Here is a 25,442-nt window from a genome sequence, read left to right on the forward strand (position 1 = left end):
TTAGAATCGATGCCCGATTTAAAGAAGACCCACCGACTGGTTAAAACTCCGCAAATCTCTGCCCGGTACTTGGCGGACTACATGGCAGCCAGCGAGATCGGAAAGCGAAACATTCTCACCGCCAGCAAGTACCAAGCTATCGCGCGCGTCGTGCAACATGACGAAGCGAAGCAGACGATATCGAAATTTTTTCGGTCTGAGAATCCCGCCATCGATCACCTTACTGTCGCAGCCAAGAAGCTTCGCGACCGAATGGCCGACTCGGATTTTGACCGCGACGTGTTCGATCACAATGCGGACTATCTCGATCGTTTCGCCAAGGTCGTTCACGTCGTGGAAATGCCAGACAAGGCCGAGATTTTGGCGCCCGGGCAATCTCAGAAAATCGAGATCGGCGGCGTCAAGATTGGAGCCGATCTTCAATTTCGCCTTCGTCGGGTGACCAAGACCAATAAGATCAAGATAGGCGCTGGCGTCTTTCGCTACTCCAAAGGCAAAGCCCTAAAGCCTGAAGTCGGGGCGTGGCAGTCTGCCTTCTTGCTAGGCTATCTTGGTGAGACCGCTGTGGAGGCTGGCGCAGAGCCTGAAGGAAAGCTTTGCGTCACACTCGACATGTACACCGGCCAAACCTATCCCGCGCCTACCGACAGCGTCAGCCGATACAAGAACATGCAGGCGGCCTGTGTCGCGATCTCGGAACGCTGGGACAACATCAAGCCGCCGGCCAACGCCGTTTTCTGATTTCAAATTTCAAACTGAGACACTACCCAAGCGCCACCTTTCAAATCGGCGTGGCGGTTGGCCAGCGGGAACTTCGGGAGGGTGAAGAGGTTCTTACATCGACGGCCCGAAGTCGCGGCGCGCCGGCGAGCCACAAGGAACATCGGCGCCGAGCGGTGCCGAGAACCAGGAGAGGCGGAGCGCCGGCGCCGCCTGACAGAACGATGTTCGAGCCGCTTTGCTGCGATATGCCGCTTCATCCGACATGGCCCGATCTTGTCGCACGGCTGCTGCTTGTGGTGCTGGCTGGTTTCCTCATTGGCCTCAACCGGCAAGCGCGCGGCCACACCGCCGGGCTTCGGACGACCATCCTGGTCGGCCTTGCGGCCGCTGTTGCGATGATCCAGGCCAACTTGCTGCTTGACACGACGGGCAAGGGAATGGATTTCTTCGCCCGCATGGACGTGCTGCGTCTGCCGCTCGGCGTGCTGACCGGCGTCGGCTTCATCGGCGGCGGCGCCATCCTGCGGCGCGGCGACCTCGTGACCGGCGTCACCACCGCGGCCACCATGTGGATCATGACGATGATCGGGCTTGCCTTTGGCGGCGGGCAGTTCGGTCTTGCGGCAATTGCAACAGTGCTGACGCTGCTGACGCTTCAGGTGTTGAAATGGGTGGACCTCAAGGTTCCGCGCGACCACCATGCGATCCTGTCGGTTTCCTGGCCAAAAAGTTCACCGCCCGACCTGCAGGAGATGGTGCGGCCGCTCGGCTATGGCGCACGCCTTGCCAAGATGGAGCATGACATCAGCCGCGACCGCTTCGTGTACTCGTTCAATCTCGCATGGAGACAGTCCGATGCGACCGAACCTTCAACGGAAATCCTGACGCTGATCAGCCGCGAATGCGAGATCGAGCGATTTGATCTAGTCGGCGAAAAGGCGTCCTGAAGAGACGAAGCGTTCCCGCCCCGACATGCTTAGGCACCACCCGCTTGCGCATCACGCAAAAACTCGATCACCATCGCCGCCGTCCAGGTGAAACGGCCGCCGCCGAGCGGCTTACCGGTCAGCGGGTCGTAGTATTCGGCAAATCCGCTCTCCCGGATCAAGTCGAGGCTGGATTGCGTGATGCGCTGTGCGACCTGACCGTGGCCGGCGGCGGCAAGGCCGTCGGCGATCATGTAGTTGACCACCAGCCAGACCGGGCCGCGCCAGTAACGCTTGGCGTCGAAGCGCGGATCACCGGGATCATGTGACGGCACGACGTAAAACGCGGTGCCGGCAAGGCGTTCGACGGTCGCGGCGACTGCAGCGGCGCGGTCTTTCGGGATCGCGGCAAAGGCCGGCAGGATGCCACCAACCGAAGCGCTGTCGACCAGCGTGCCGGCGACACGGTCGAGACAGAGGTATTGGCCGTGCGCGTCGCTCCACAGCCGCTCCATGGCCGCCAGGCCCTTTTGCGCGCGGGCGCGGTTGGCCTTGGCGATCGCCGTCTCGCCAAGCGCTTCGGCAAGATCGGCAAGGTCGGTGGCGGCGCGGATCAGGATGGCGTTGAAGCCGGGATCGACAATCTGGAAAGGTGAGGCATCGTGCAGTCTCGCGTTGTCCCAACCGAGCCCGCGAAAATGCTGCACCAGCCAGAGATAACGATCGTACTGCGCCTTGGTCGGGCGATGTGCCGGATCGGCATGCAAGGTATCACGACGAGTGTAGGGCTCGACGCCTTCGGTCGGCACGCGCTCGAAGGCATCGTCCCAATCGATGGAATTGTCGCGACCGGATTCCCAGGGGTGGATGATGGCGACCAGCCCCTCACTCTTGGGGTCGCGGTCTTCGTAGAACCAGCGATGCCAGGCATCGATCTTCGGCAGCAGCGCGCGGGCCCGCTCGGCGGCCAATTTTCTGTCCTTGGCGCGGTCGAACAGGCGCCGCACGGCAAAGCCTGCGACGGCTGGCTGGGTAATGCCCGACGTGGCGGTCGGGCGACCGGAATCGGGATTGGGATTCCCTATTCAGCTGCAGGAGATGACCCTGATTAAAAAACGGACATGCTCTTAGATTGCCGCGTTCCTGCAAACCGTCAGAACGAAGAATTCGCGATAGCAGAAATCAGGCTGATCAAGCAGACTCCCTGGATTTGCTGCCAGTTCCTTCCAATAATGCTGATCGCTCTCAGGGAGGCCGTAATCCGGCGCTGCAGTCGTGAAATAGGAGATTAAGTCGCGTACATAATCGCGCGTGTGCTCGCCAGCAGGGGCCCACCGTTCAACGAGCCAGCCTTTGCGCCAGACGATCTCCATCCCTGCATCCCGCAAAAGTCCGGGAAGCGAGGAACCACAATCGGTGCCAAGCACTCCCTTGTCGCGGAACGTCTGCAATCGCGCCGTCATGAAGCGGGTAAATACCCCGTGATCCATAGGCAGCATCTGCAGAAGCGTCGAATCGAAGTCCTTTACGGCGAGGATGCCGCCGGGCTTCAATACGCGTCTTACCTCATCCGTGGCCTGCTGAAATTCCGCCGGCGTGAGATATTGCATAACATTGGCGGACCACACGCAATCGAAGGAAGCATGGTTGAAAGGAAGCGACAGAATGCTGCCGACGCGGGTGCGCACCTTCGGCCGATCCGGGACATCCTTAGTCAAGTCCTCGGCGCGTTGAATATTCTCAGGCGCAAGATCAAGAGCTGTCACGGACCCGTTGGAGCCAATCAGCTCGCAGATGAGCGGAAGGAAGCTTCCGCCCCCGCATCCCGCATCGAGCACGTCCCAGCCACGTTGCATTCCAACTTGGGTAAGTGCGTCTTCGTATTCCGGCCGTGATGACTCGAAATGAAGATCGAGCCAGCTTGCGTCACTCGCTTCATGGCCGGTCGATGTTGAATTTTTGCCGGTACTGATGTTCCCCTCCGCGAATCGCCGACAATATCGGACCTCGATAGCTGGCTCAGGTAAACAGACGCGAATTCTGATGGCAACCAACCCGTTGTCGTCGCCATGAGAGGCCTGCCAGACGCATAGCGAATGTGATCCTGATTAGACGGACGTGCTCTAGAAACGGATTCGAACGAACCCGCCATCTGCATGGCGCGGCTTCAGCCAAGACACGGTCGAGACGAAGCTACAGGCGGTCGCCATGCGGCAAGCCTGAGAATGGCCGCGCAAAGCAGCCGGACCGACTTAAATTAGTCCCGGGCCCAATCAATCCTGATCAAGCAAGCCTACTGCAGCGTCCGCTGTGGCGGTTGGCCGGCGTGGTCGCGCGCGATGCCGGGATCGGCATCACCCTCGCCGAGCGAACGATCGAGCCCCGTCGCCACCACCGAGACCCTGAAGCGGCCTTCCATGCTCTTGTCGAAGATGGCGCCGACGATGATGTCGGCATCCTCGTAGACTTCCTCGCGGATGCGCGTGGCCGCCTCGTCGACCTCGAACAGTGTCATGTCCCTGCCGCCCGAGATCGAGACCAGCACGCCCTTGGCACCCTTCATGGACATTTCGTCGAGCAGCGGGTTGGCGATCGCGGCTTCCGCCGCCTTCATCGCCCGGCCGTCGCCGGACGCCTCGCCGGTTCCCATCATGGCGCGGCCCATGCCACGCATCACCGATTTGACGTCGGCGAAGTCAAGATTGATCAGGCCTTCCTTGACGATGAGGTCGGTGATGCAGCTGACGCCGGAATAGAGCACCCGGTCGGCGATGACGAAGGCATCGGCGAAGGTGGTCTTGGCGTCGGCGATGCGGAACAGGTTCTGGTTGGGGATCACGATCACGGTGTCGGCGGCCTCGCGCAGCCGCTCGATGCCCTCTTCGGCCATCTGCATGCGGCGCCGGCCCTCGAAGGTGAACGGCTTGGTGACGACGCCGACCGTCAGGATGCCGGCCTTACGCGCCGCCTGGGCGATGATCGGGGCCGCACCGGTTCCGGTGCCGCCGCCCATGCCGGCAGTGACGAAGCACATGTGGGTGCCGGCCAGATGATCCATGATCTCGTCGAGCGATTCTTCGGCAGCGGCACGGCCGATCTCGGGCAACGAGCCGGCGCCAAGCCCTTCCGTGACGTGCGCGCCAAGCTGGATCAGCCGCGTCGCCTTCGACATGGTCAGCGCCTGGGCATCGGTGTTGGCGGCAATGAACTCGGTTCCCTGAAGCTGTTCGACGATCATGTTGTTGATCGCGTTGCCGCCACCGCCGCCGACGCCGATCACGGTGATCTTGGGTCTCATCTCGGAGATTTCCGGCTTCTTGAACTCGGCCATGCCTGCTTCTCCTTCGCCAGCTGCGTGCGCTTCACGGCCCACAAGCAGACTGCCCGTAGACATTGCAATCGAGCGGCATGACGCGAATCAGTCCGTTCGGATGGATACCCCAAAAAGCCAGAGAGCGGCCGGACGTGCAAGTGCGGGAAGGTCAAGATTTGTGATGAAGAGGCCGAACCCACGCGACCGACCGGTCCTGGGTGATCGCGATAGTGTCGTCGCAGATCAGGCATCACGACAGATGCCTGGAGACGGCTGGGCAGAACCCGCCTTTGCCGATGCTTCGATCGCCAGGGCGAGATCTCTGCGGACTTCGTCACCAATCAAAGCCGATGGTGTATATACCCCCTCCAGAACCCAAAAAGGTATGAAAGAATTGTCCAGTTTGCCATCCATGAGATTGCGGCCGCCGGGATCGCGGCACGGACTTTTGCGGCGATGAAACGCCCCGTCGATCACGGCGCCATGGCCGTCTCTGGCTATACCGTTCCCTGGCATACGGCGGCCGGAACATCGGTCGGCCTTCATGTCTCGTCGTCGCGGCAGGTACGCGACATCAGGATCGTGCGGCTCGACACACCCGGGGCCGAGCCGATGAACTGGCGCGTCGAGCCGACAGGAGGTGCCGTATCGCATCGTGACTTCGATCATGGATCCTTCCTCCGGGTTGCGGCGACCGAACTGGCCAAGGCCACCGAGATCGGAGGCGTCGCCTTCGAAGTGTACTTGACCCGCAATGATGGCGCCCGCGTGCTGTTCGAGAGCGGCAACCTGCGCCTCGGCTTGCAGGACGGGCGGCTGACATCTGGCCTCGACGGCAAGTCGCTCGATAGCGGCGTAGCCTTGCCGGCAAACACCTGGCTCAAGGTCGAGATTTCGTCGAACGACGGCGCGACCGTGCTGCGGATCGACTCGGACGATCTCCTGTCGCCGTTTCACCTGGATCACGGATTCGACCTGCCGTGGCGGCCCCTGCCTGGTGACATGGTCTTCGGCACCAGCATGGCAAACGATGTCAGGTCGCTCAACGCGAAGTTCTCTGCGATCTCGCTGCAAACCGCGGCTGGTCGTGTCGCCTGGACGTTTCCGACCCTGCTGCCGAGCGGTCCGCTCGCCTCGACAGGCACCGGTCGCGTCCTCTTCCTGGAAACGATCAACCAGCCCGCCTTCTGCATGACCTCGCGGCGCTGGGATGGGTCGAGTTTCGACCCCCGCCTGGTGCCGTCGCATTATGACGCCGTGCATTGCCACGACGACGACATGGGCGCGTTGCAGTGGCCCGCCTCCTGCCAATTGCAGATTCCCGCCGCGGCGCCGCCCGGGGTCTATGCCTTCGAGGTCGGTCACGACCAAGGATCGGAGCATATCGTCTTCTTCATCACTTCGTCGGCACGCCGCGCGCCACTGGTGTTCCTGGTGCCGACGGCCACCTACCTCGCCTACGCGGATGAATTCCTGCCGGCGCATCTCTACGAATGGAGGTGCGAGGATCGCGGCCACAGCTTCGCGATCGATAATAACCTGAAGTCGCTCTACGACTACCACAACGACCTCAGCGGCGTGTCGATCTGTTCCACCAGGAAGCCGAAGGCGACGCTGCGCGACGACTACAATTATCCGCTGTGCGGCTGTCCGCACAATCTGCCGGTCGACCTGCATTTTCTGCGCTTCTGCCACAGCAATGGCATTGCCTTCGATCTCATCACCGACCGCGACCTGCATGAGCGGGGCCTTGCCGGCCTCAGAGATTACCGGGCGGTCATCACCGGCAGCCATCCCGAATACATGTCGATCGAGATGGAGCATGCGCTGCGCCAGTTCGCGGCGGCGGGCGGCAGCATCGCCTATTTCGGTGGCAACGGCTTTGCCGGCAAGGTCGCGTTCCACGACGATCTGATGGAACTGCGCCGCTCGCCGCTCGAGGCGGGCCGGACCTGGGACGGCGCCATCGCCGAACAGTCACTGTCGATCACCAACCAGCCGGGCGGCTATCTGCGCGCCAGCGGGCGCGGCGAGTTCTCGCTGACCGGCGTCGCCATCTCGCTGATGGGGTTCGACGGCGCGCGGCCTTTCACGCGCACGCCGGAAAGTCGTCAACCCTCGGCCGCGTGGCTGTTCGACGGCGTCACCAGCGAGACCTTCGGCGACGATGGCATCGTGCTCGGAGGCGCCGCCGGCTACGAGGTCGATGCCACGGATCCGCATCTGGGCACATCCCCCGAGACCATGGTCATTGCGCGCGCGACCGGTTTCCCGGACAGCTTCGTCCATGACGCCACCCGCTGGTACGAGGGAGGTGACAGCGAGCGCGACGGGCGCCGCTGCGCGGAGATGACGCTGCGCCATCTGCCTTCGGGCGGCCTGATCTTCTGCGCGAGTTCCGTCGCCTGGTGCGGCGCCTTGCCGACGGGCGATGCCATGAACGACGTCGGCCGGATCACCAAGAATTTGCTGGCGCATCTGGCAGCGAAAACGAGCCGGTAGACCCCGGATCGATAGCCCCGGAAAGGCAGGCGCCCGCGGCACCGCGCCGGCTCCAGCAGTTGGCTTGCCGCGCAACGATCGAAGCGTCTATCATGCCTGATCAATCGGCGGCCCGGGTGTTTCCGCCGTGCCTAGCCCAAAGTTTGTCCGCGGCGCGTGTCGTCAGGTCATTTTCAGAACGGATGAAGCAGCGCCCTCGCCAATGGCCGACAGAACACATTTCGGTTTGACCGCCCTCGATACCGTTCCTCTGCATGAGAAGGTCTATCTGGAGCTCGTGCGGGCCTTGATGTCGGGCCAATTCCTGCCCGGCCAGAAGCTGACCTCGCGCAAGCTCGCCAGGGAACTGGGCACCAGCGACATGCCGGTGCGCAGTGCCTTCATGCGGCTGCAGGCATTGCGGGCGCTGAGCCCGATGCCGAACGGCAGCGTCGAGGTGCCGGTGATCTCGGCCGAGCGGTTCTCGCAGTTGACCGCCGTGCGTACGCTCCTCGAAGGCCCGGCGACCGAGCTCGCGACGAAACTCATCAACGGCAACAATCTGCGGGCGATCCGACGCCATTGCACCGAATTGACCCTGGCGGCCCGCAAGGGCGATATCGGCGACTATCTCAGGAAGAACCACGACTTCAAATTCTCGATCTATCGCCATTGCGGCAACGAGCAGATGATCTTCCTGATCGAGACGGTATGGATGCAGGTCGGCCCGTTTCTTAGAAACCTCGCCACGGGGTTCGAGGACGACCTCTCCTCCATTCTGGACATCGACTATCATGAGGAAGCGGTCGCGGCGATCGAGGCACAGGACTGCGCGCGAGCGCGGGCGGCCATCGTTCGCGATATCGACGAGGGCGCCGCGCACATCCTGCGGCAGGGTATGTTCCCGGAAGCGAGGAGCTAGGCCGACGTTCCTGGATCCGTCACCAGATGCCCCTTGGCTTTGCCCTGCCTTGTCGCTATGTTGCGATCGCAAATCGCGCAATTGGTTCCTGAAATGCCTCCCGACATCCCGGCTAATGATTTGAAAAAATGAAGAAAACTCTTCCGACTGATGTCGGAGATGCCTTCATGAACTCATCAGCTGTCTTGTCGTGAAATAGGGTGGCCGCCTCAGGCGCGGCCCCGCAGGGAACCAGAGGTAACGGAAATTGAGCGATGCAATTGCGGACGTTTTGAATTGGCTTGAAAGCCGAAGCGACATCCAGAGCCTGAGGGCCGCGGTGTGCGACCTCAACGGCATCATGCGGGGAAAGCGCATACCGGTCGAGCAGGCCCGCAAGGCGCTGGAAGGCAAGCTGCGCATGCCCTATTCGCTGATCGGGCTCGATGTCTGGGGCGAGGACATCGAAGGCAACAGCCTGGTCTTCTCGACCGGCGATGCCGATGGGCTTTGCCAATGGACGGGACGCGGCATTCTGCCGGTGGAATGGACGGCGCATCCGACGGCGCTCGTCCCGCTCTGGCTCGCCGACGAAAGCGGTGCACCCTATCTCGGCGACCCCCGGCGGGCACTGGCCCGCATCCTCGATCGCTACAAGGCGCTCGGCCTCACTCCGGTCGCGGCGACCGAACTCGAATTCTACCTGGTCGATCCGCAATCGCAGCGGCCTGTCGGACCAGTCTCACCGGTCACCGGGCGGCGTCTCGATTCCGACGCGGCGCTGTCGATCGACGAGATCGACGATTTCGAAGCCTTCATCCATGACATCTACGAAGCCTGCCGCGCACAAGGCATTCCCGTCGACACGGCCATCGCCGAAAACGGCGTCGGCCAGTTCGAGATCAACCTGAACCATGTCGCCGACGCTTTGCGGGCGGCCGACGATGCGGTGTTGTTCAAGCGCACGGTAAAGGGCATTGCCCGCAAGCACGGCTTTGCCGCCTGCTTCATGGCCAAGCCCTATGGCGACCGCGCCGGCAACGGCTTCCATGTCCATTTCAGCCTGGTCGACGGCGAAGGGCGCAACGTGTTCGACGACGGCACCGACCAGGGCTCCGACATCATGCGTCATGCGGTCGGCGGGCTGCTGGCGGCGATGGCCGAAAGCACGCTGGTGTTCGCGCCGCACTTCAATTCCTACCGGAGGCTGCGCCCACGATCCTACGCGCCGACCGCGGTCGCCTGGGGGTACGAGAACCGCATGGTCGCGATCCGCATCCCCGGCGGCCCGACCGGCGCGCGCCGCATCGAACATCGCGTCTCGGGAGCCGACGCCAACCCATACCTGGTGCTTGCCGCCATCCTGGGCGCGGCACTGATCGGTATCGAGAAGCAGATGTCACCGGGCGAGCCGGCGGGGAAGGACGGGCAAGGCGTTGCCCCGGCCAAGCTGCCACCGGACTGGGCGTCGGCGATCGCGACCTTTGAAGGCGGGACGCATGTGGCGGAGATCTTCCCGGCGATCCTGCGCGACTCCTTCATCGCCTGCAAACGCCAGGAATTGAATACGTTTGCCCTGAATGTCAGCGATTTCGAGATCGAGACCTATCTCGAAAGCGTCTGAGGCCCTTTACGTCGACCGCTCAGCCTTCAGTACAGTGACCGCCGCCTCGCTGTTGTGGACATAGTCGTTGGCATCCGGCTGCTTCTGTACCAGCAGGATGAACAAAAGGTCGGTCAGCGTCAGTTGCGCGTCGCGCGCCGTGATGGAGGAGGAGCGCGCGCGCTCCTCGTCGGCGATGGTGTAGAGGCGAATGTCGGCGACCCGGCTCAGCGGATTTTCATGCAAGCCGGTGACGGCGATCACCGTCGTGCCGCGCTTGGCTGCAAGCTCGGCGATGCGCAAGGTTTCGATGCTGGCGCCGGAATAGGAGAGCGCGAACAGCACATCGTCAGGCCCGAGCGTCGAGGCGTTGGCCATCTGGATGTGGCTGTCGCTGTCATGCAGCACATTGCGGCCGAGCTTCATCAGCTTGTAGGAGAAATCGCGCGCCACCAGCGAGGAAGCGCCGACGCCAACCAGATGGATGCGCCGCGCGCCATCCAGCAGTTCCAGCGTCCTGGAGATGATGCGCTCGCTGTTGGCGGCGACGGTCTGCTGCATCGACAGCAGCTTGCTGCCGATCAGCTTCTTCAAGATGACCGGAAAGCCATCGCCGACCTCGATCGAACCGTGGATGACGCCGGCCGGCACCTGCCAATCCTGCGCCTTGGCCTCGCTGACGGCGAGCTTGAGTTCCTGATAGCTGGCATAGCCGAGCTTCTGGCTGAACTTGACCACGCTCGACTGACTGCGGCCGATCTCGGCCGCAAGTGCGGCCGTCGACAGCCGCAGCATCTGGTCGGGGTTGTCGACGATGTAACGGCCGATCTCGCGATCGCCGGGCGCCATGCCGTCGAGCTTGGCATTGATCCTGCTTAAGATAGACACGGAAATCCCCTCGCTCTTCAGACCTGCAAGACGAGGAATAAATTATTCCAATTTTGATTGACAGCCAAGAACGCAGAATTAATTCTCAGCTCGACCCGGGCCACCGCCCGGGATTCCCAGGCAGGTCGCCGGGGTGACCCTCAAGGTTTCAGCCATGGATAGATTGCGGATCGTCGGCGGACAGAGACTGCAAGGCGCGGTCACCATATCAGGCGCCAAGAATGCCGCTTTGCCGCAGATCGCGGCTGCGCTGCTCAGCCCCTACCCGCTCGAACTGACCAACCTGCCCGATGTGACCGACGTCGAAAACATGCTCGGCGTGGTGCGGCTTCACGGCGCCGAAATCACCCGGTCCGCCCATGCCGCGATCATTAACACCAGTGCCGCCGTTTCCAAGGAGACGTCCTACGACACGGTTCGGAAGATGCGGGCGACGGTGCTCGTCCTGGCGCCGTTGCTGGCGCGGTTCGGCCATGCCCGGGTTTCGCTGCCAGGCGGCTGCGCGATCGGCGCGCGGCCGGTCGACATGCATGTCACCGCACTCGCCGCGCTGGGCGCCAGGATCGCCATAGAGAACGGCCTGATCGTCGCCTCGGCGCCGAACGGATTGACCGGCACCCGCATCGTGCTCCCGTCGCCATCGGTCGGGGCGACGGAAACCGCCATCATGGCGGCGACCACGGCCAAGGCCGAAACCGAAATCCTCAACGCGGCGCGCGAACCGGAAGTGGCTGACCTCGCCGCTTGCCTCAGCGCCATGGGCGCGCGCATCGAGGGCGCAGGCACGCACCGCATCCTGATCGCGGGCGACACCAACTGGCGCGCCGCCAGCCACGACATCATCCCGGACCGGATCGAGGCGGGCACCTATGCCATCGCCGCCGCCATCACCGGCGGCCAGCTTGAGCTGACGCATGCCCGGCTCGAACACATGGCCTCGGTGGTGCAATTGCTGGAGGCGACCGGCGTCAGCGTCTGGCCGGGCGACCGGGGACTGATCGTCTCGCGCGACCGGCCGCTCAAGGCAGCCGACCTCACCACGGAACCCTATCCGGGGTTCCCGACCGACCTGCAGGCGCAGTTCATGGCGCTGATGTGCTGCGCGCAGGGCGCCTCGCTGCTGCGCGAAACCATCTTCGAGAACCGCTTCATGCATGTACCCGAACTGATGCGGCTCGGCGCCAACATCAAGCTGCAAGGCACCATGGCGCTGGTGCGCGGCGGCGAGAAACTGCACGGGGCGCAAGTGATGGCCACCGACCTGCGCGCTTCGGTGTCGCTGGTGCTGGCGGCGCTGGTCAGCGAAGGCGAGACCATCATCAACCGGGTCTATCACCTCGACCGCGGCTACGAGCAACTGGACCGCAAGCTGCGCCTGTGCGGCGCCGACATCGAGCGGCTGGGCGCATGAATACCGACGCGGATTATTTTCTCGGCGTCGATGGCGGCGGCACCGGTTGCCGCGCCCGTCTCGAGGACGCGCAAGGCATGGTGCTGGGACAAGGCCTGTCCGGCCCGGCGACGACGCGGCTCGGCATCGAGGCAGCATGGGGCTCCATTGCCAAAGCCTACGGCGCGGCGATCGATGAAGCAGGTTTCGCGCCCGCCGAGACCGTCCGCATCCATGCCGGCATCGGCCTTGCCGGCATCGGCCGCAAAGGCGCGCTGGAGGCGCTGCGGGCAATCGCGCATCCCTTTGCCAGCATCGACTTCGTCAGCGACGGTGTCGGCGCCTGCCTTGGCGCGCATTCGGGCCAGGACGGCGCCATCGTCATCGCCGGGACCGGCTCGATCGGCCTTGGCTTTGTCGAGGGCCGCGACCTGCGCGCCGGCGGCTATGGATTTCCGATCTCCGACGAGGGCAGCGGCGCCGACCTCGGACTGAAAGCCGTGCAACTGGCGCTGCGCGCCCATGACGGCCGCCACGAACGGACGGCGCTGCTGGCGGAACTCATGCAGCGCTTCGCCGGCGACCCGATGGAGGCCGTCGCCTGGATGGACCGCGCTAGCGCCACGGACTATGCCGCACTTGCACCCATGGTGATGCGGCATGCCGACCAAGGCGACCCCGCCGGACGCCGCATCGTGCAAAGCGCCGCCGAGCAGATCGACACGCTGGTGCGGGTGCTGTTCGAAAAAGGTGCGCCGCGCGTGACCCTGCTGGGCGGCCTTGCCAGCCCGCTCGAGCCCTGGCTTTCCCCCGACGTCCGGCGCCGCCTGAAACCCGCGGACGGCGACGCCGTGTCCGGAGCGATCATTCTTGCCAAGAAATCGGCATGCAAGGGATAGGTGGCAAGAGTAGGAATAAAATATTCCAAATTTCTATTGACGATGTGAATATCAAATTCTAAAAAGTTAACAGGAGAACCTGCGGTGACGGACCACGGTCTGTTGCACCGCCGGTCGAGCCATGCCGGACCGCGCAGCAGATTTTTTGAAAGCATTGGGATGACCGAGCAACGGTTGATGTCTGAGCTGGACCGGCTGGTTTCCGAAGGCCGGAATCCAGGGACCGTCGACATCGACTTGCTGCCGACCATCGACGTGCTGCGCAGGATCAATGACGAGGACAGGCTTGTCCCGGCGGCCGTCGAAAAGGTGCTGCCGGAAATCGCCACCGCGGTGGATCGGATCGTGCTCGCCTTCCAGAAAGGCGCGCGGCTTGTCTATATCGGCGCCGGCACCAGCGGCAGGCTTGGCGTGCTCGACGCTTCGGAGTGCCCGCCCACATTCGGCGTGCCCGAAGGCATGGTGGTCGGCCTGATCGCCGGTGGGTCCGACGCCCTGGTGCGCTCAACGGAAGGCGCCGAGGATGACCCGAAGATGGGCGCCAAGGCCTTGCAGGACATCACGCTCACACCTGACGACGTGGTGGTCGGCATCGCGGTCAGCGGGCGCACGCCTTATGTGATCGGCGGGCTGACCTATGCCAAGAAGATCGGCGCGACGACCGTCGCGCTGTCCTGCAATCCGGCCTCGGCCATTGCCGGCATCGCCGAGATCGCCATCTCGCCGGTCGTCGGTCCGGAGGTGCTCACCGGCTCGACGCGGCTGAAATCGGGAACAGCACAGAAGCTGGTGCTCAACATGCTGACCACGGCTTCGATGATCCGCATCGGCAAGAGCTACCAGAACCTGATGGTCGACCTGAACCCGTCGAACAGGAAGCTGGTCGTCCGGGCGATCAGGATCGTCATGCAGGCGACCGGCTGCACCGCGCCGCAGGCGCGGCAGGCGCTCGACCGGACCGGCAATGACGTCAAGCTGGCGATCCTGGTCACCATCACCGGCCTCGACGTCGAAGCGGCGCGGGCCGCTTTGGCCAAGGCCGGAGGGTTCCTGCGAAAGGCGATCAGCGACGAAGCGGCCTGAGGCCGCTTTAGACAAGACGGCTGAAGCCGCTTTAGACAAGACGGCGTCAAGCCGCATAGACTGGGCCGATACTCCAAAGCATGTGTGCCTTGGAAGCGGCCCGCGGAAACTGCAAGGCATCGAGTTCAATAATGGGAGACGAGAATGGTTCATCTTACAGGAAGGCTGCTTTCGGGCATCACCCTTGCCGCGATGCTCGGCATCGCCACGGTTTCGGCGCAGGCGGCGACATTGCACATGGCCTGGTCGCAGGACGCCACCGGGCTTGACCCGCACAAGCAGACGGCGTTCTCGTCGCTGCGGCTTTTGGAGCTCATCTACGAGCCGCTGGTGCGGCTCGACGCCAGCCTGCAGATCATCCCCGCTATCGCCACCTCCTGGGAATTCTCGAAAGACGGCAAGGAGCTGACCTTCAAGCTCGATCCCAAGGCGAAATTCCAGGACGGCACGGCGGTAACCTCCGCCGACGTCAAGGCGTCGTTCGAGCGCATCCTCGACGAGAAGACGGGTGCCGCCGCCCGCGCCAACTTCCTGTCGATCGCCAGCATTGACACGCCTGATGCGGCGACCGTCGTGTTCCACCTCTCGCAGCCCGACGCGCCAATCCTGACGGCGATGAGCGACGTCAACGCGGCCATCGTTCCGGCGGCTGAAATCAAGGCCGGATCGATCGGCACGAAGACGGTCGGTTCCGGCCCGTTCAAGCTCGACAAATGGGACCCCAACGCCAAGGAAGTCCTGAGCGCCAACAAGGACTGGGCCGGCGGCGCGACCGGCGTCGACGGCATCGAGATCAGCGTGCTGCCCGACGAGGCGGCGATCCTCGCCGCCATGCGCACCAAGCAGATCGATTTCGCCCTGCTCAACGACCCGCTCGTCGCCACGCTGGTGCCGAAAGAAGCCAACCTGCAATTGAACCGTGTACCGGTGCTTGCCTATAACGTGCTGCAGCTCAACCCATCGCGCAAGCCGATGACCGAGCTCAAGGTGCGCCAGGCGATCTCCTGCGCCATCGACCGGCAGGAGGTGCTGGACACCGCCGCGCTGGGCGAAGGCAAGGTCACCGGGCCGCTGACCATCCCGGCGCTGGCGACCGATCCGAGCCAGTTGTTCTGCTACAAGCGCGATGTCGAAAAGGCCAAGAAGCTGATGGCCGAGGCCGGCTTTGCCGACGGCTTTTCGGCGACCGTGATCGGCGCCACCGGCGAGCCGCCGACGGCGGCGGCGGAAGCCCAGGTCATCCAGTCGCAGCTCGCCGAGATCGGCGTCAAGCTCGACATCAAGATGATGGAGCTCAACGTCTATGTCGACGCCTGGCTGAAGGGCGATTTCGACATGGCGATCGCGCTCAACGGCGGCCGCGCCGACCCCTACACCATGTACAACCGCTACTGGACCAAGGCTGGCAATCTGCAGAAGGTGGCGAACTATATCGACGATACACTCGACAGCCTGATGCAGCAGGGTCGCGCCGAGACCGACCCGGCCAAACGCAAGACGATCTTCGCGGCGTTCGAGAAGCACCTCGCCGAGGTATCGCCGTGGATCTGGCTCTACACATCCTACAGCTACACGGCGCAGCAGAAGAACATCGCCGGCTTTGTGCCGACGCCGACCGGCACGCTGTTCAGCCTGAGCAAGGTGACCATCCAATAGCGCCGGATTCGGCAACGGGACGAGAGGTCTTCCTGGCGTGAACTATCTCTTGCGACGGCTGGCGACGTTTCCTCTCGTCCTGCTTGGCGTGTCCATCCTGGTCTTCGTCGCGATCAGGATGGTGCCTGGCGATTCGATCACGGCGATGCTGGGCACCGAGGCCGGCCTGCTGACGCCGGCACAACGAGATTCGCTCGCCGCCTATTTCGGCATCGACCAACCCTGGTTCGTTCAATACTGGCGCTGGATCGGCGGCATCCTGCACGGCAATTTCGGCATCTCCGTCACCTATGGCAGGCCGGTTCTCGACGTCATCCTCGAGCGTTTTCCGCTGACGCTGGAATTGGCAGTGCTGTCAATGATCATCGCGCTTCTCGTCGGCATGCCGGCCGGCATCTACGCCGCCACGCACAACGAAAAACCGTCCGACCTTGGGGTGCGCATCGTCGCCATGATCGGCCAGTCGACGCCGAGTTTCGTGCTTGGCCTCTTGATCATCTACACGCTGTCGGCCGGCTTCGGCGTGCTGCCGGCGATGGGCGAATTCGCACCGCTCTGGCAGGATCCCTTGCGCAATCTCAGCCAGCTGATCCTGCCCGCCATCACGCTCGGCTTCGCCTTCGCGGCGTCCGTCACCCGCATCGCGCGCTCGGCGATGCTGGATGTGTTGAGCGACGATTATGTCCGCACGGCCCGCAGCAAGGGCGCTTCGGCGCGCAGCGTCATCTGGCGGCACGCTTTGCCCAATGCGCTGATCCCGGTGGTGACGCTGAGCGGCATAGAGTTCGGCTACCTCCTGGGCGGCGCCGTCATCGTCGAGCAAATCTATGCCCTGCCCGGCCTCGGACGCATGGTGCTCGATGCCATCCTACAGCGCGACTACGCGCTGGTGCAGGGCAGCGTGCTGTTCATCGCCTTCAACTTCATGATGGTCAATCTCCTGGTCGACCTCGCCTATGTCGCGCTCGATCCGCGCATCCGGCTGGGGGAACAGTGATGCGGATCCTGCGTGCCATCTTCGGCCATGGCAGCGGCCGCATCGGCGGCGTCATCGTGTGCGTCTATCTGCTGCTCGCCATCCTTGGCCTGTTGGGGCTGACGCCGCACAATCCGATCACGCAATACCGTATCGACCGGCTGCACGCGCCCGGCGCCGCCTACTGGATGGGCACCGACCTGTTCGGCCGCGACGTCGCCAGCCGCCTGATGGCGGGCATCGGCCAGTCCTTTACGGTCGCCTTCTTCTCGGTGGCCTTCGCGTCCCTTGCCGGAACGGTCCTGGGGCTTGCCGCCGCCTGGCTCGGGCGCCGCTGGGACGGCGTCGTGATGCGGATCACGGACGTGCTGCTGGCCTTCCCGGCGATCCTTCTGGCGCTGCTTATCGTCACCGTCGCCGGACCGGGCACATGGACCAGCGTGGTGGCCATCGGCATCGTCTACACGCCGATTTTCACGCGGGTAGTGCGCGGCCCTGCCCTGTCGCTCAAGACACGCGAATTCGTCGACGCCGCGCGCACCTTCGGCAGCAGTTCGAGCTATATCGTCACGCGCCACCTGCTGCTCAACCTCGTGGCGCCGTTGACTGTGCAGGTGACGCTGGCGCTCGCCTGGGCGCTGCTGACCGAAGCCGGCTTGAGCTTTCTCGGCCTTGGCACGCAGCCGCCCGCCGCGTCGCTCGGCCTGATGCTGAGCGACAGCCGCAATTTGATGGAAACGGCACCCTGGCTGCTGATCTTCCCAGGCCTGGCGATCATGATCAGCATTCTGGGCTTCAACCTGCTGGGCGACGCCTTGCGCGACATCCTCGACCCCAGGATGCGGAGAGCTTTGGCATGACCCCGCTGCTGTCGGTCTCGGACCTGCGCGTCGGCTTCGGCCGCAATCCCAAGGCACATGAGGTGGTGCGCGGCGTCGGCTTCGACCTCGCCGACGGCGAGACGCTGGCCATTGTCGGCGAAAGCGGCTCGGGCAAGTCGGTGACGGCGCTGTCGATCAACCGGCTCGTCGATTTCGGCGGCGGCCGCATTACCGGCGGTTCCATGAAGCTGAAGCGGGTCGATGGGACCGTCTTCGAGTTGGCAGCCGCGACTGAACCGCAACTGACCGGCATTCGCGGCGCCGAGATCGGCATGATCTTTCAGGAACCGATGACCTCGCTCAACCCGGTGCTGACCATCGGCACCCAGATCGAGGAATCGTTCCGCCTGCATCGCGGACTGACGGGCCCGCAAGCCACGGCGGCAGCCAGGGACGCGCTCGACCGCGTGCGCATTCCAGATGCCGCGCGACGGCTGAAATACACGCCCAACCAGTTGTCCGGCGGCATGCTGCAGCGGGTGATGATCGCGATTGCGCTCGCCTGCAATCCGCGCCTGCTGATCGCCGACGAGCCGACGACGGCGCTCGACGTCACCGTGCAGGCACAGATCATGGCGCTGCTTGCCGAGCTGAAGCGCGAAAGCGGCATGTCGATGATCTTCATCACCCACGATATCGGCCTGGTCGCCGGCATCGCCGACAAGGTGATGGTGATGCAAAACGGCCAGGCCGTGGAACAGGGCGAACTGAACCAGATCCTCGACCGCCCGCAGCATTCTTACACGCAGCACCTGCTGCAGGACGTGCCGCATTTCGCCAGTGGCCGGGCGACACGCGTGGACGGACAGCGCGACAAGGCCGTGAACACGCAAACGGCCTTGAGGGTCGATGGGCTCGTGGTGCGGTTTCCGCTCAAGAGCAGCTTCTTCAGTCGCGCGACCGGCGCGGTGCATGCCGTCGACGGGGTCGATTTCGACCTGATGCAAGGCGAGACGCTGGCCATCGTCGGCGAGAGCGGCTCGGGTAAATCCACCACCGCCAAGGCGGTGCTGGGGCTGGTGCGGTCGACACGCGGCAGCTTCTCGGTCGGCACGCGAACGGCCACGTCGGAGCGCGGCGCCAAGCCCGTGCAGATGGTGTTCCAGAACCCCTACGCCTCGCTCAACCCAAGGCTGACCATCGAAAGCATCCTGGCCGAACCGGTGATCGCCACCGGCGGGCGGGCGGATGCCCAAACGCGGGCCAGAATGGCCGGCCTGCTCGAACGCGTCGGCCTGCCCAAGGACAGCCTGGAGCGCTACCCGCATGAATTCTCCGGCGGCCAGCGGCAAAGACTGTGCATTGCCCGCGCGCTGATGCTCAACCCGTCCGTCGTGGTTCTCGACGAAGCGGTGTCGGCGCTCGATGTCTCGGTGCAGGCCAAAGTGCTGGAGCTGCTGCTCGACCTGCAGCGCGAATATGCGCTGGCCTATCTGTTCATCTCGCACGATATGGCCGTGGTCGAGCGGATCGCGCACCGCATCGCGGTCATCTATGCCGGCCAGATCGTCGAGATCGGCGACGCGCGGTCCGTGCTGTCGAAGCCGAGGCATTCCTATACGAAGAAGCTGATCGCCGCCGTTCCGACCATCGACCGGCGGCACGAGCATTTCGAGATCGACACGCGCCAGGTGCCGTCGCTGGTGCGCCCGCAGGGGTTTGAGCCGGCTCCGGCGAAATGGGAGCGGTTTGGAGGGGATCATATGGCGAGGGTGGAGGCGTGATGGCCCAGGGATATGTAAGGTCGGCGGGACAGCGCTACCTCTCCGAAGGAGGCCGGCATTGAGTAGCCTCTCCCAGCTCTTCGACCGCGCATTCGCGCCCTTGGCAACGGCAGTGACCGCCAGACGTATCCCTGGCGGCGTGCTCGGCATTGTCAGCCGCGATGGCGAGCGCATCGTCCGCGCAATCGGCTCGGCGCAGCTCGTGCCGAAGCCGCGGCCGATGCGGGAAAACACCTGGTTCGACCTGGCGTCGCTGACCAAGGTGATCTTCACAACGCCGCGTATCCTGGCGCTGGCGCAGGACGGCATCATCGATCTCGACGCACCGCTGATCTCGGTGCTTCCCGACCTTCGCCAATATGACGCCAACGCCTGGGAGCGGAAGGTGACCTTCCGACAGTGCCTCGGCCACCAGACGCCCTTCCCCGCAGTCGAGCCGATCTACACCTACGGACGCGATCCCGAGCTGCTGCGCGCCTTCATCCTGCAGCGCGAATGGCGGGCGCGCGACCCCGTCTATTCCGACATCAACTTCATCCTGCTCGGCTTTGCGCTGGAGCGGCTTTCGGGCAAGAGCATTCGCGCCATGGAGCCCGGCCCGAGCTTTGCCTGGTCCACGGAACCCGATGCCGCCGCGGCGACCGAGGATTGCACCTGGCGCCACCGCGTGCTGTCCGGCGAGGTCCACGACGACAATTGCTCGGCGTTGCAGGGCGCTGGTCACGCAGGCCTGTTCGGTACGGCCGCTTCGGTGCTCAACTTCGCCCGGGGACTGCTGGACGGAACCGGCGCATCGGAACAATCGATCGCGCTGATGCGCGCGCCGTTGTCGGCCACCCGAACCCATGGTTGGGAACGACCTTACGAAGGCTGGTCCGGGGGTGCGTTATGCAGTCCGGGAACGATCGGCCATACCGGCTTTACCGGTACGGGACTGTGGATAGACTTCGACAAGAGCAAGGCGTGGACCTTGCTCACCAACCGCATCCATCCGACACGTCATTTCGACAGCGGCATCGTCTCGCTGCGGCAAGCCGTCGGCGATCTCATCAACAGGGGCTAGGGATAGACCATGGAACCAATCTGGGCTGCCGGCCTGATGACCGGCACCGTGCTTGACGGCAACATCGACGTGGCGCTGATCAAGACCGATGGCGAGCGGATCGAGGATTTTGGCACCTACCGGCTGATGCCCTATTCCCCGTCGATCCGCTCCTTGCTGGAGGAGACGCTGACCGCGGCCAGGGCCTGGAATTTTGTCGGGCCGGAACCGGCGATCTTCAGCAAGGCGGAAGAGGCGCTGACGCGTGCGCAGTCGGCGGCGGTGAAGGAACTCGTCGAAGGGTACGGCATGACGATGGCCGATATCGGCGTCGTCGGCTTTCACGGCCAGACCGTGCTGCATCGCGCGCCGCAGGTCGGACGGTTCGGCCAGACCCGCCAGCTTGGCGACGGCGAGTTGATGCATGAGATCCTCGGCACCAAGGTCGCCTATGATTTCCGTTCGGCCGACATGCGCGCCGGCGGGCAAGGCGCGCCACTGGCAGCCGCCTATCACACCGCGCTGATGCGCAGCGCCGGCGCCAGCGGCGAGGTGGCCGTGCTCAATCTCGGCGGCGTCGCCAACATCACCTGGTGGGACGGCGCCGACAATGTCATCGCCTTCGATACCGGCCCCGCCAATGCGCCGCTCAACGATTTCATCAAGTCGAAAGGGCTCGGCGAAATGGACCGTGACGGCGCGCTGGGCCGCGCGGGCAAGGTGGACGAAGCCCGGCTCGCCAAGCTGTTGCAGCATCCCTATCTGACCAAGGCCTATCCGAAATCGCTCGACCGTTTCGACTTCAGCGCGGCCATGGCCGACGGCCTGAACGCCGAGGATGGCGCGGCGCTGCTTACCGCGTTTACTGCCGCCGCAGTCGGCAAGGCGCTCGACCTTCTGCCAAGCCGGCCGAAGAAGCTGGTGGTCAGCGGCGGCGGCCGCCACAACCCGACGATGATGGCCATGCTCGCCAGCCGCGCCGGCGTCGAGGTGGTGCTGGCCGAAAGTCTCGGCTGGAGCGGCGACGCGGTGGAGGCGGAGTGCTTTGCCTTCCTCGCGGTGCGCGTGCTGCGCGGCCTGCCGATCAGTTTCCCGAGCACGACCGGCGCACCGGAACCGATGCGCGGGGGAAAGCTGGCTGACTGATCACGCGGGCGATAGATTCTTCTGCAGGAAAATTCGGCTGCGGCCGACCGGGAAATCGGCCAGCGTCCCAAAAGGTTGATAACCTTGCCGCTGATAGACCTTGGCGGCGTTGGGATTAAAAGTGTCGATCCAGGCATTTTGGCAGCCGCGTGCCACGGCTTCGCGTTCGGCTGCGTCCAGCATCTGGCCTGCCATATGCTGGCCGCGCAGCCTTTCGTCGACCCACAGCCACTGCACGTAGAGCCAGCCCCAGGCGGTGTAGCCCGAGATGCCGGCGACGACAGCGCCGTCCTCGTCGCGCACAAATACGGCCAGCGCCTTCCTTTCGGACGCGCCGACATCGCCGTCGTTGAACGCCGTCAGCCGTTCACTGAGAAAGGCGAGTTCTTCCGGCACGGGATTTGCCGTCGTTTCAAGTGTCGTGTTCATGGCTCTTTCCGGATTGCGCGGTTGGAAGCGTCAAGAGGGCGGAAGTCGGATGCGGCAATGCCGTAGCGCTTGAGCTTGTCGTAGAACGTCTTGCGCGGCACGCCGAGCGCGTCGATGGCGCCGCGCACGTCGCCGCCATGATCGCGCAGCGCGTCGCGGATGAGCTGCGCCTCGTATTGCCCGATCCGCTCGGGCAGTGCGGCGGCCGGCTCCGGCAGCCGCACTGCCCTGGTTTCGTCATCGGGACCAAGTCCGAGCGCGACGCGATCGGCGAAATGCGCGAGCTCGCGCACGTTGCCCGGCCAGTCGTGCGCCTGGAGATGATGGCTCACGGCGGCGTTCACCTTGGCGACAGGGCGGCCAAACCGCTCCGCCGCCTTGCCGAGGAAATGGCCGAACAGCATCGCGATATCGCCGCGCCGCTCGCGCAAGGGCGGAATGCGCAGCGTCACCACGTTGAGGCGGAAATAGAGGTCCTCGCGGAAATCGCCGCGCTGGTCGGGCCGGCCGAGGTTGACCTTGGTCGCCGCGACGACCCTGAGATCGAGGCGCCGCGTCTCGTTCGAGCCGAGCGGGGTGAGGCTGCGCGTCTCCAGCACCCGCAAGAGCTTGACCTGCAACGCCGGCGGCATGGATTCGATCTCGTCGAGGAACAGCGTACCGCCGCTGGAGTGCTCTATCCGGCCGATCCGCCGCCGCTGTGCGCCGGTGAACGCGCCGGCCTCATGGCCGAACAGCTCGCTTTCGATGACGGTTTCGGGCAGAGCGCCGCAATTCAATGCGACGAAGGGCTTTGCGCGGCGGCGGCCCCACCGGTGCAGGAGGTCGGCCACCACTTCCTTGCCGGTTCCCGTCTCGCCTTCCACCAGCACGTCGACATCCATGTCCGCGATCTGGCGCAAGGTTTCACGCAGTCGGCGGATGGCGGGCGCCTCGCCGATCAACGGCATGCCGTCGGCGGCAAGTGCCGCGGCTTCGCGCAGCCGCCGGTTTTCCATCACCAGCCGCCGCTTCTCCGATGCCCGCTTCAGGGCCTCGACCAGGCGCTCCCCCGCATAGGGTTTCGGAATGAAATCATAGACGCCGTCCTTGAGCGCGGCGACGGCAAGATCGACATCGCCATGCCCGGTGACCAGGATCACCGGCAAGTCGGGGTCAACAGCCTTGACGCGGTCGAAGAGCTGCAGACCGTTCATGCCGGGCATACGGATATCGCTGACGACCACACCATCGAAATCCGTGTCGACGACACCAAGCGCTGCCTCGGCGGCGTCGAGCGCGATCACCGTGAAGCCGGCAAGTTCAAGCAGTTGCGTGGTGGCGTGAAGCAGGTCCGCATCGTCGTCGACGAGCGCCACCAACCCTGATCCCTGCGTCATTCGATCCGCCTCAAGTCGATGGTGAAGGATGCGCCGCTGGCCGTGTCGGGGTCGAGCCGCAGCGTGCCGCCCAATTCCTCGGCGATCTCCTGCGAGATCACCAGGCCGAGGCCAAGCCCCTTTTCCTTGGTGGTCTGGAACGGCATGAACAGATTGCCGGCGGCTTCCGGCCCGAGGCCGGGACCATTGTCGCGCACCGAAATCAGCACCCTGTCGCCACGTTCGGCGAGGTCGATCTCGATACGGGGATCGGGCCGGTCCTTCATGGCGTCCAGCGCATTCTGCAACAGGTTGACGAGAATCTGCTCCAGCCGGATGCGGCTTGCCATCACCAATGGCGATGCGTTACCGCGCGGCTTGACGATGGTGACGCCGGAATCGCGGATGCGGCCGGACAGAAGCGACAACGCGCCCTCGATCGCCTCGCGCACCGGCAACGGCGATGCCGCGACGCCGGGCCGGCGGGCAAAGGTGCGCAGCGTGCCGGTGATGGCGCCGATGCGTTCGGTCATCGACACGATCGAGGTCAGATTGGCGCTCGTCGGTTCGGTCTTGCCGGCCTCGAGAAACCGGCCCGCATTCTCCGCATAGGTGCGGATCGCGGCGACCGGCTGGTTGATCTCATGCGCTACGCCGGCGGCGATCTGGCCGAGGATGGAGAGCCGGTTGGCCTGGGCGAGATCGTCGCGCAGCCGGCGGACCTTGGCCTCGGCGTTTTCGCGCTCGGCGATTTCGCCGGCAAGGGCCGTGTTCGATCGCGTCAATTCGGCGGTCCGGGTGCTGACGCGGCTCTCGAGCTCGGTGTTCATGCGCGCCAGCGCCTCCTGCCGCAGCCGGCGCGTGCGACGCCGCCGGGTGAACACATAGGCAAGCAGCCCCATCAGCAGCAGCCCGAGCAGTGTCGTCAGGCGCGCCGTGTTGGCGGCGGAGGTCATGGCGGCATCGGAGGGTGTCAGCAGCCACAGGCGCCAGCCGGGGACAGCACCGGGCAAGTCCTGCACCACCTCGACGAACCGGCGCGATTTTCCGGCTTCGTCGATTGTCGCCAGACCGTCACCGGCGCCACGCCGTATCGGCAGCGGCTCGAAGGCGGCGTCGATCAGTTGAAGCCGGTCATGCGCCGCGGCGGCGTCCGCGGCGGAGAGCGGCGCCAGCGCATGGAAGCGCCAATCGGGCTGGCTGGTGGCCAGAACGACACCGCGCTCGTCGGTGACGAAAACGCGAAAGCCGCTGGCGCGCCAATTGGCTTCGACACCGCCGAGTTCGACCTTCAGAACCGCGACGCCAAGCGGTTTGCCACCATCGTCGACACGGCCGGCGAGGTAGAGACCCGGCTTGCCGCTGATCGTGCCGAGGCCATACTGGCTGGCCGCGCCGTTGGCCATCGCATCGGTGAAATAGTGACGAAAATTATAGTCGATGCCGACAAAGCTGTCCGGCTGGCCGGCATTGCTGGCTGATATCGCCATGCCCGCCGTGTCGATGACATAGATGGCCGAGGCCGATGCATCGCCGGCTATGGCCTTCAGCTTGGCGTCGAGAGCGGTTTCCTCGACTTTCCCGGCGCGGCGCAGCGCGGCGCGCACCGCATCGTCGCGCGCCAGCACCAGCGGCACGAGACGCTGCTTTTCGATTTCGCCGGTCAGGGTTCCGGCCGCCAGCGGCAAGGCGGCAAGTGCCCCGTCGCGCAAGTTGCCGGCGGCCTGATCCTCGGCGATGCGCCCGGCAACGGCGACCGCTCCCACCAGCACCGCGAGCGCGATCGCCGCAAGCAGCCAACGGCCGCCGCGCAGGCGCACTACCGCTTCGCGCAACAGGTCGCGGGCGGCAAACCCTGGGGCTTCGCTATCGATGCGCTGTCGCGGCGTCGGCCCTCTCCCTTCCCTGCACGGCTTTGGCCCCAGTCTAATGCGAAATTCCGCCACGGCAAACAAGACCTGTGCGGAAATCCGCACAAGTCTCCGCCGACAGCAGGGCAGGGACGGCTGAAACCTAGGGATTT

The 25,442-nt window shown here is 64.5% G+C and carries 21 protein-coding genes; 14 read left to right on the forward strand and 7 right to left on the reverse strand.

From position 1 onward, the window contains the following. The first annotated feature begins 9 nt into the window (after positions 1 to 9). Both FJ960_RS14225 and FJ960_RS14230 read left to right on the forward strand, forming a co-directional pair. The gene (locus tag FJ960_RS14225) at positions 10 to 741 is read left to right on the forward strand and encodes a hypothetical protein (RefSeq protein WP_140714726.1); all 732 of its coding nucleotides are present in this window, start codon (positions 10 to 12) and stop codon (positions 739 to 741) included. Between the two features lie 203 nt (positions 742 to 944). Further along, positions 945 to 1,670 (forward strand): MgtC/SapB family protein, encoded by a 726-nt coding sequence (locus FJ960_RS14230; protein ID WP_140714728.1) that lies wholly within the window; start codon positions 945 to 947, stop codon positions 1,668 to 1,670. Positions 1,671 to 1,699: 29 nt separating this feature from the next. On the opposite strand, the gene FJ960_RS14235 is transcribed toward FJ960_RS14230, so the two are convergent. The 3 genes from FJ960_RS14235 to ftsZ all read right to left on the reverse strand — a co-directional run bounded on the left by FJ960_RS14235 (position 1,700) and on the right by ftsZ (position 4,980). Next, positions 1,700 to 2,656 carry an alpha,alpha-trehalase gene (locus FJ960_RS14235; RefSeq protein ID WP_246672808.1) on the reverse strand — a complete coding sequence of 319 codons (957 nt, stop codon included), beginning with the start codon at positions 2,654 to 2,656 and terminating at the stop codon, positions 1,700 to 1,702. A gap of 120 nt (positions 2,657 to 2,776) precedes the next feature. Further along, positions 2,777 to 3,703: a class I SAM-dependent methyltransferase gene (locus FJ960_RS14240; protein WP_246672810.1), complete on the reverse strand. Its 927-nt coding sequence runs from the start codon at positions 3,701 to 3,703 to the stop codon at positions 2,777 to 2,779. 239 nt (positions 3,704 to 3,942) lie between these two features. Beyond that, positions 3,943 to 4,980, reverse strand: a complete 1,038-nt coding sequence (gene ftsZ, locus FJ960_RS14245) for a cell division protein FtsZ (RefSeq protein ID WP_027142209.1) — start codon at positions 4,978 to 4,980, stop codon at positions 3,943 to 3,945. Positions 4,981 to 5,418: 438 nt separating this feature from the next. Here ftsZ and FJ960_RS14250 point away from each other — a divergent pair, with 438 nt between their 5' ends. The 3 genes from FJ960_RS14250 to FJ960_RS14260 all read left to right on the forward strand — a co-directional run bounded on the left by FJ960_RS14250 (position 5,419) and on the right by FJ960_RS14260 (position 9,968). Then, the gene (locus tag FJ960_RS14250) at positions 5,419 to 7,464 is read left to right on the forward strand and encodes a N,N-dimethylformamidase beta subunit family domain-containing protein (protein ID WP_140714730.1); all 2,046 of its coding nucleotides are present in this window, start codon (positions 5,419 to 5,421) and stop codon (positions 7,462 to 7,464) included. A 202-nt stretch (positions 7,465 to 7,666) separates the two neighbouring features. Next, positions 7,667 to 8,365: a GntR family transcriptional regulator gene (locus tag FJ960_RS14255; protein ID WP_140714732.1), complete on the forward strand. Its 699-nt coding sequence runs from the start codon at positions 7,667 to 7,669 to the stop codon at positions 8,363 to 8,365. A 247-nt stretch (positions 8,366 to 8,612) separates the two neighbouring features. Beyond that, positions 8,613 to 9,968, forward strand: a complete 1,356-nt coding sequence (locus tag FJ960_RS14260) for a glutamine synthetase family protein (RefSeq protein WP_140714734.1) — start codon at positions 8,613 to 8,615, stop codon at positions 9,966 to 9,968. Between the two features lie 6 nt (positions 9,969 to 9,974). Here the strand turns inward: FJ960_RS14260 and FJ960_RS14265 are convergent, their stop codons facing one another. Then, complete coding sequence (locus tag FJ960_RS14265; protein WP_140714736.1) at positions 9,975 to 10,835, reverse strand: MurR/RpiR family transcriptional regulator; 861 nt, start codon at positions 10,833 to 10,835, stop codon at positions 9,975 to 9,977. 154 nt (positions 10,836 to 10,989) lie between these two features. On the opposite strand from FJ960_RS14265, the gene murA reads away from it, so the two are divergent. The 9 genes from murA (at position 10,990) to FJ960_RS14310 (ending at position 21,632) form a co-directional block, all read left to right on the forward strand. Further along, positions 10,990 to 12,246 (forward strand): UDP-N-acetylglucosamine 1-carboxyvinyltransferase, encoded by a 1,257-nt coding sequence (murA, locus tag FJ960_RS14270; RefSeq protein WP_140714738.1) that lies wholly within the window; start codon positions 10,990 to 10,992, stop codon positions 12,244 to 12,246. Further along, positions 12,243 to 13,124, forward strand: a complete 882-nt coding sequence (locus FJ960_RS14275; protein WP_140714740.1) for an N-acetylglucosamine kinase — start codon at positions 12,243 to 12,245, stop codon at positions 13,122 to 13,124. Before murA ends, FJ960_RS14275 begins: the two co-directional genes overlap by 4 nt. A gap of 159 nt (positions 13,125 to 13,283) precedes the next feature. Further along, positions 13,284 to 14,207 carry an N-acetylmuramic acid 6-phosphate etherase gene (gene murQ, locus FJ960_RS14280; protein WP_140505604.1) on the forward strand — a complete coding sequence of 308 codons (924 nt, stop codon included), beginning with the start codon at positions 13,284 to 13,286 and terminating at the stop codon, positions 14,205 to 14,207. Between the two features lie 144 nt (positions 14,208 to 14,351). Next, entirely contained in the window at positions 14,352 to 15,863 is a 1,512-nt protein-coding gene (locus FJ960_RS14285) for an ABC transporter substrate-binding protein (RefSeq protein ID WP_140714742.1), read from the forward strand. 37 nt (positions 15,864 to 15,900) lie between these two features. Further along, on the forward strand, positions 15,901 to 16,860 hold the full coding sequence (locus tag FJ960_RS14290) for an ABC transporter permease (RefSeq protein ID WP_140714744.1): 960 nt from the start codon (positions 15,901 to 15,903) through the stop codon (positions 16,858 to 16,860). Continuing rightward, complete coding sequence (locus FJ960_RS14295; RefSeq protein WP_140714746.1) at positions 16,860 to 17,699, forward strand: ABC transporter permease; 840 nt, start codon at positions 16,860 to 16,862, stop codon at positions 17,697 to 17,699. Before FJ960_RS14290 ends, FJ960_RS14295 begins: the two co-directional genes overlap by 1 nt. After that, a complete protein-coding gene (locus FJ960_RS14300; protein ID WP_140714748.1) occupies positions 17,696 to 19,444 on the forward strand; it encodes an ABC transporter ATP-binding protein in 1,749 nt (582 codons plus the stop codon). The genes FJ960_RS14295 and FJ960_RS14300 overlap by 4 nt, the downstream gene beginning before the upstream one ends. A 58-nt stretch (positions 19,445 to 19,502) precedes the next feature. Further along, complete coding sequence (locus FJ960_RS14305; protein ID WP_140714750.1) at positions 19,503 to 20,507, forward strand: serine hydrolase domain-containing protein; 1,005 nt, start codon at positions 19,503 to 19,505, stop codon at positions 20,505 to 20,507. A 9-nt stretch (positions 20,508 to 20,516) separates the two neighbouring features. After that, positions 20,517 to 21,632, forward strand: coding sequence for an anhydro-N-acetylmuramic acid kinase (locus FJ960_RS14310; RefSeq protein ID WP_140505617.1), 1,116 nt, complete (start codon positions 20,517 to 20,519; stop codon positions 21,630 to 21,632). Here FJ960_RS14310 and FJ960_RS14315 read toward each other — a convergent pair whose 3' ends face one another. The 3 genes from FJ960_RS14315 to FJ960_RS14325 are packed head-to-tail and all read right to left on the reverse strand — an operon-like array spanning position 21,633 to position 25,257. Continuing rightward, positions 21,633 to 22,061, reverse strand: coding sequence for a GNAT family N-acetyltransferase (locus FJ960_RS14315; RefSeq protein ID WP_140505619.1), 429 nt, complete (start codon positions 22,059 to 22,061; stop codon positions 21,633 to 21,635). It lies immediately after the preceding gene. Further along, positions 22,058 to 23,440, reverse strand: coding sequence for a sigma-54 dependent transcriptional regulator (locus FJ960_RS14320; protein ID WP_140714752.1), 1,383 nt, complete (start codon positions 23,438 to 23,440; stop codon positions 22,058 to 22,060). Before FJ960_RS14320 ends, FJ960_RS14315 begins: the two co-directional genes overlap by 4 nt. Then, the gene (locus tag FJ960_RS14325) at positions 23,437 to 25,257 is read right to left on the reverse strand and encodes a sensor histidine kinase (protein WP_246672829.1); all 1,821 of its coding nucleotides are present in this window, start codon (positions 25,255 to 25,257) and stop codon (positions 23,437 to 23,439) included. The genes FJ960_RS14320 and FJ960_RS14325 overlap by 4 nt, the downstream gene beginning before the upstream one ends. Positions 25,258 to 25,442: the final 185 nt, after the last annotated feature.

The organism is Mesorhizobium sp. B2-3-11 (genome assembly GCF_006442215.1).
GTDB classification, from domain to species: Bacteria; Pseudomonadota; Alphaproteobacteria; order Rhizobiales; family Rhizobiaceae; genus Mesorhizobium; species Mesorhizobium salmacidum.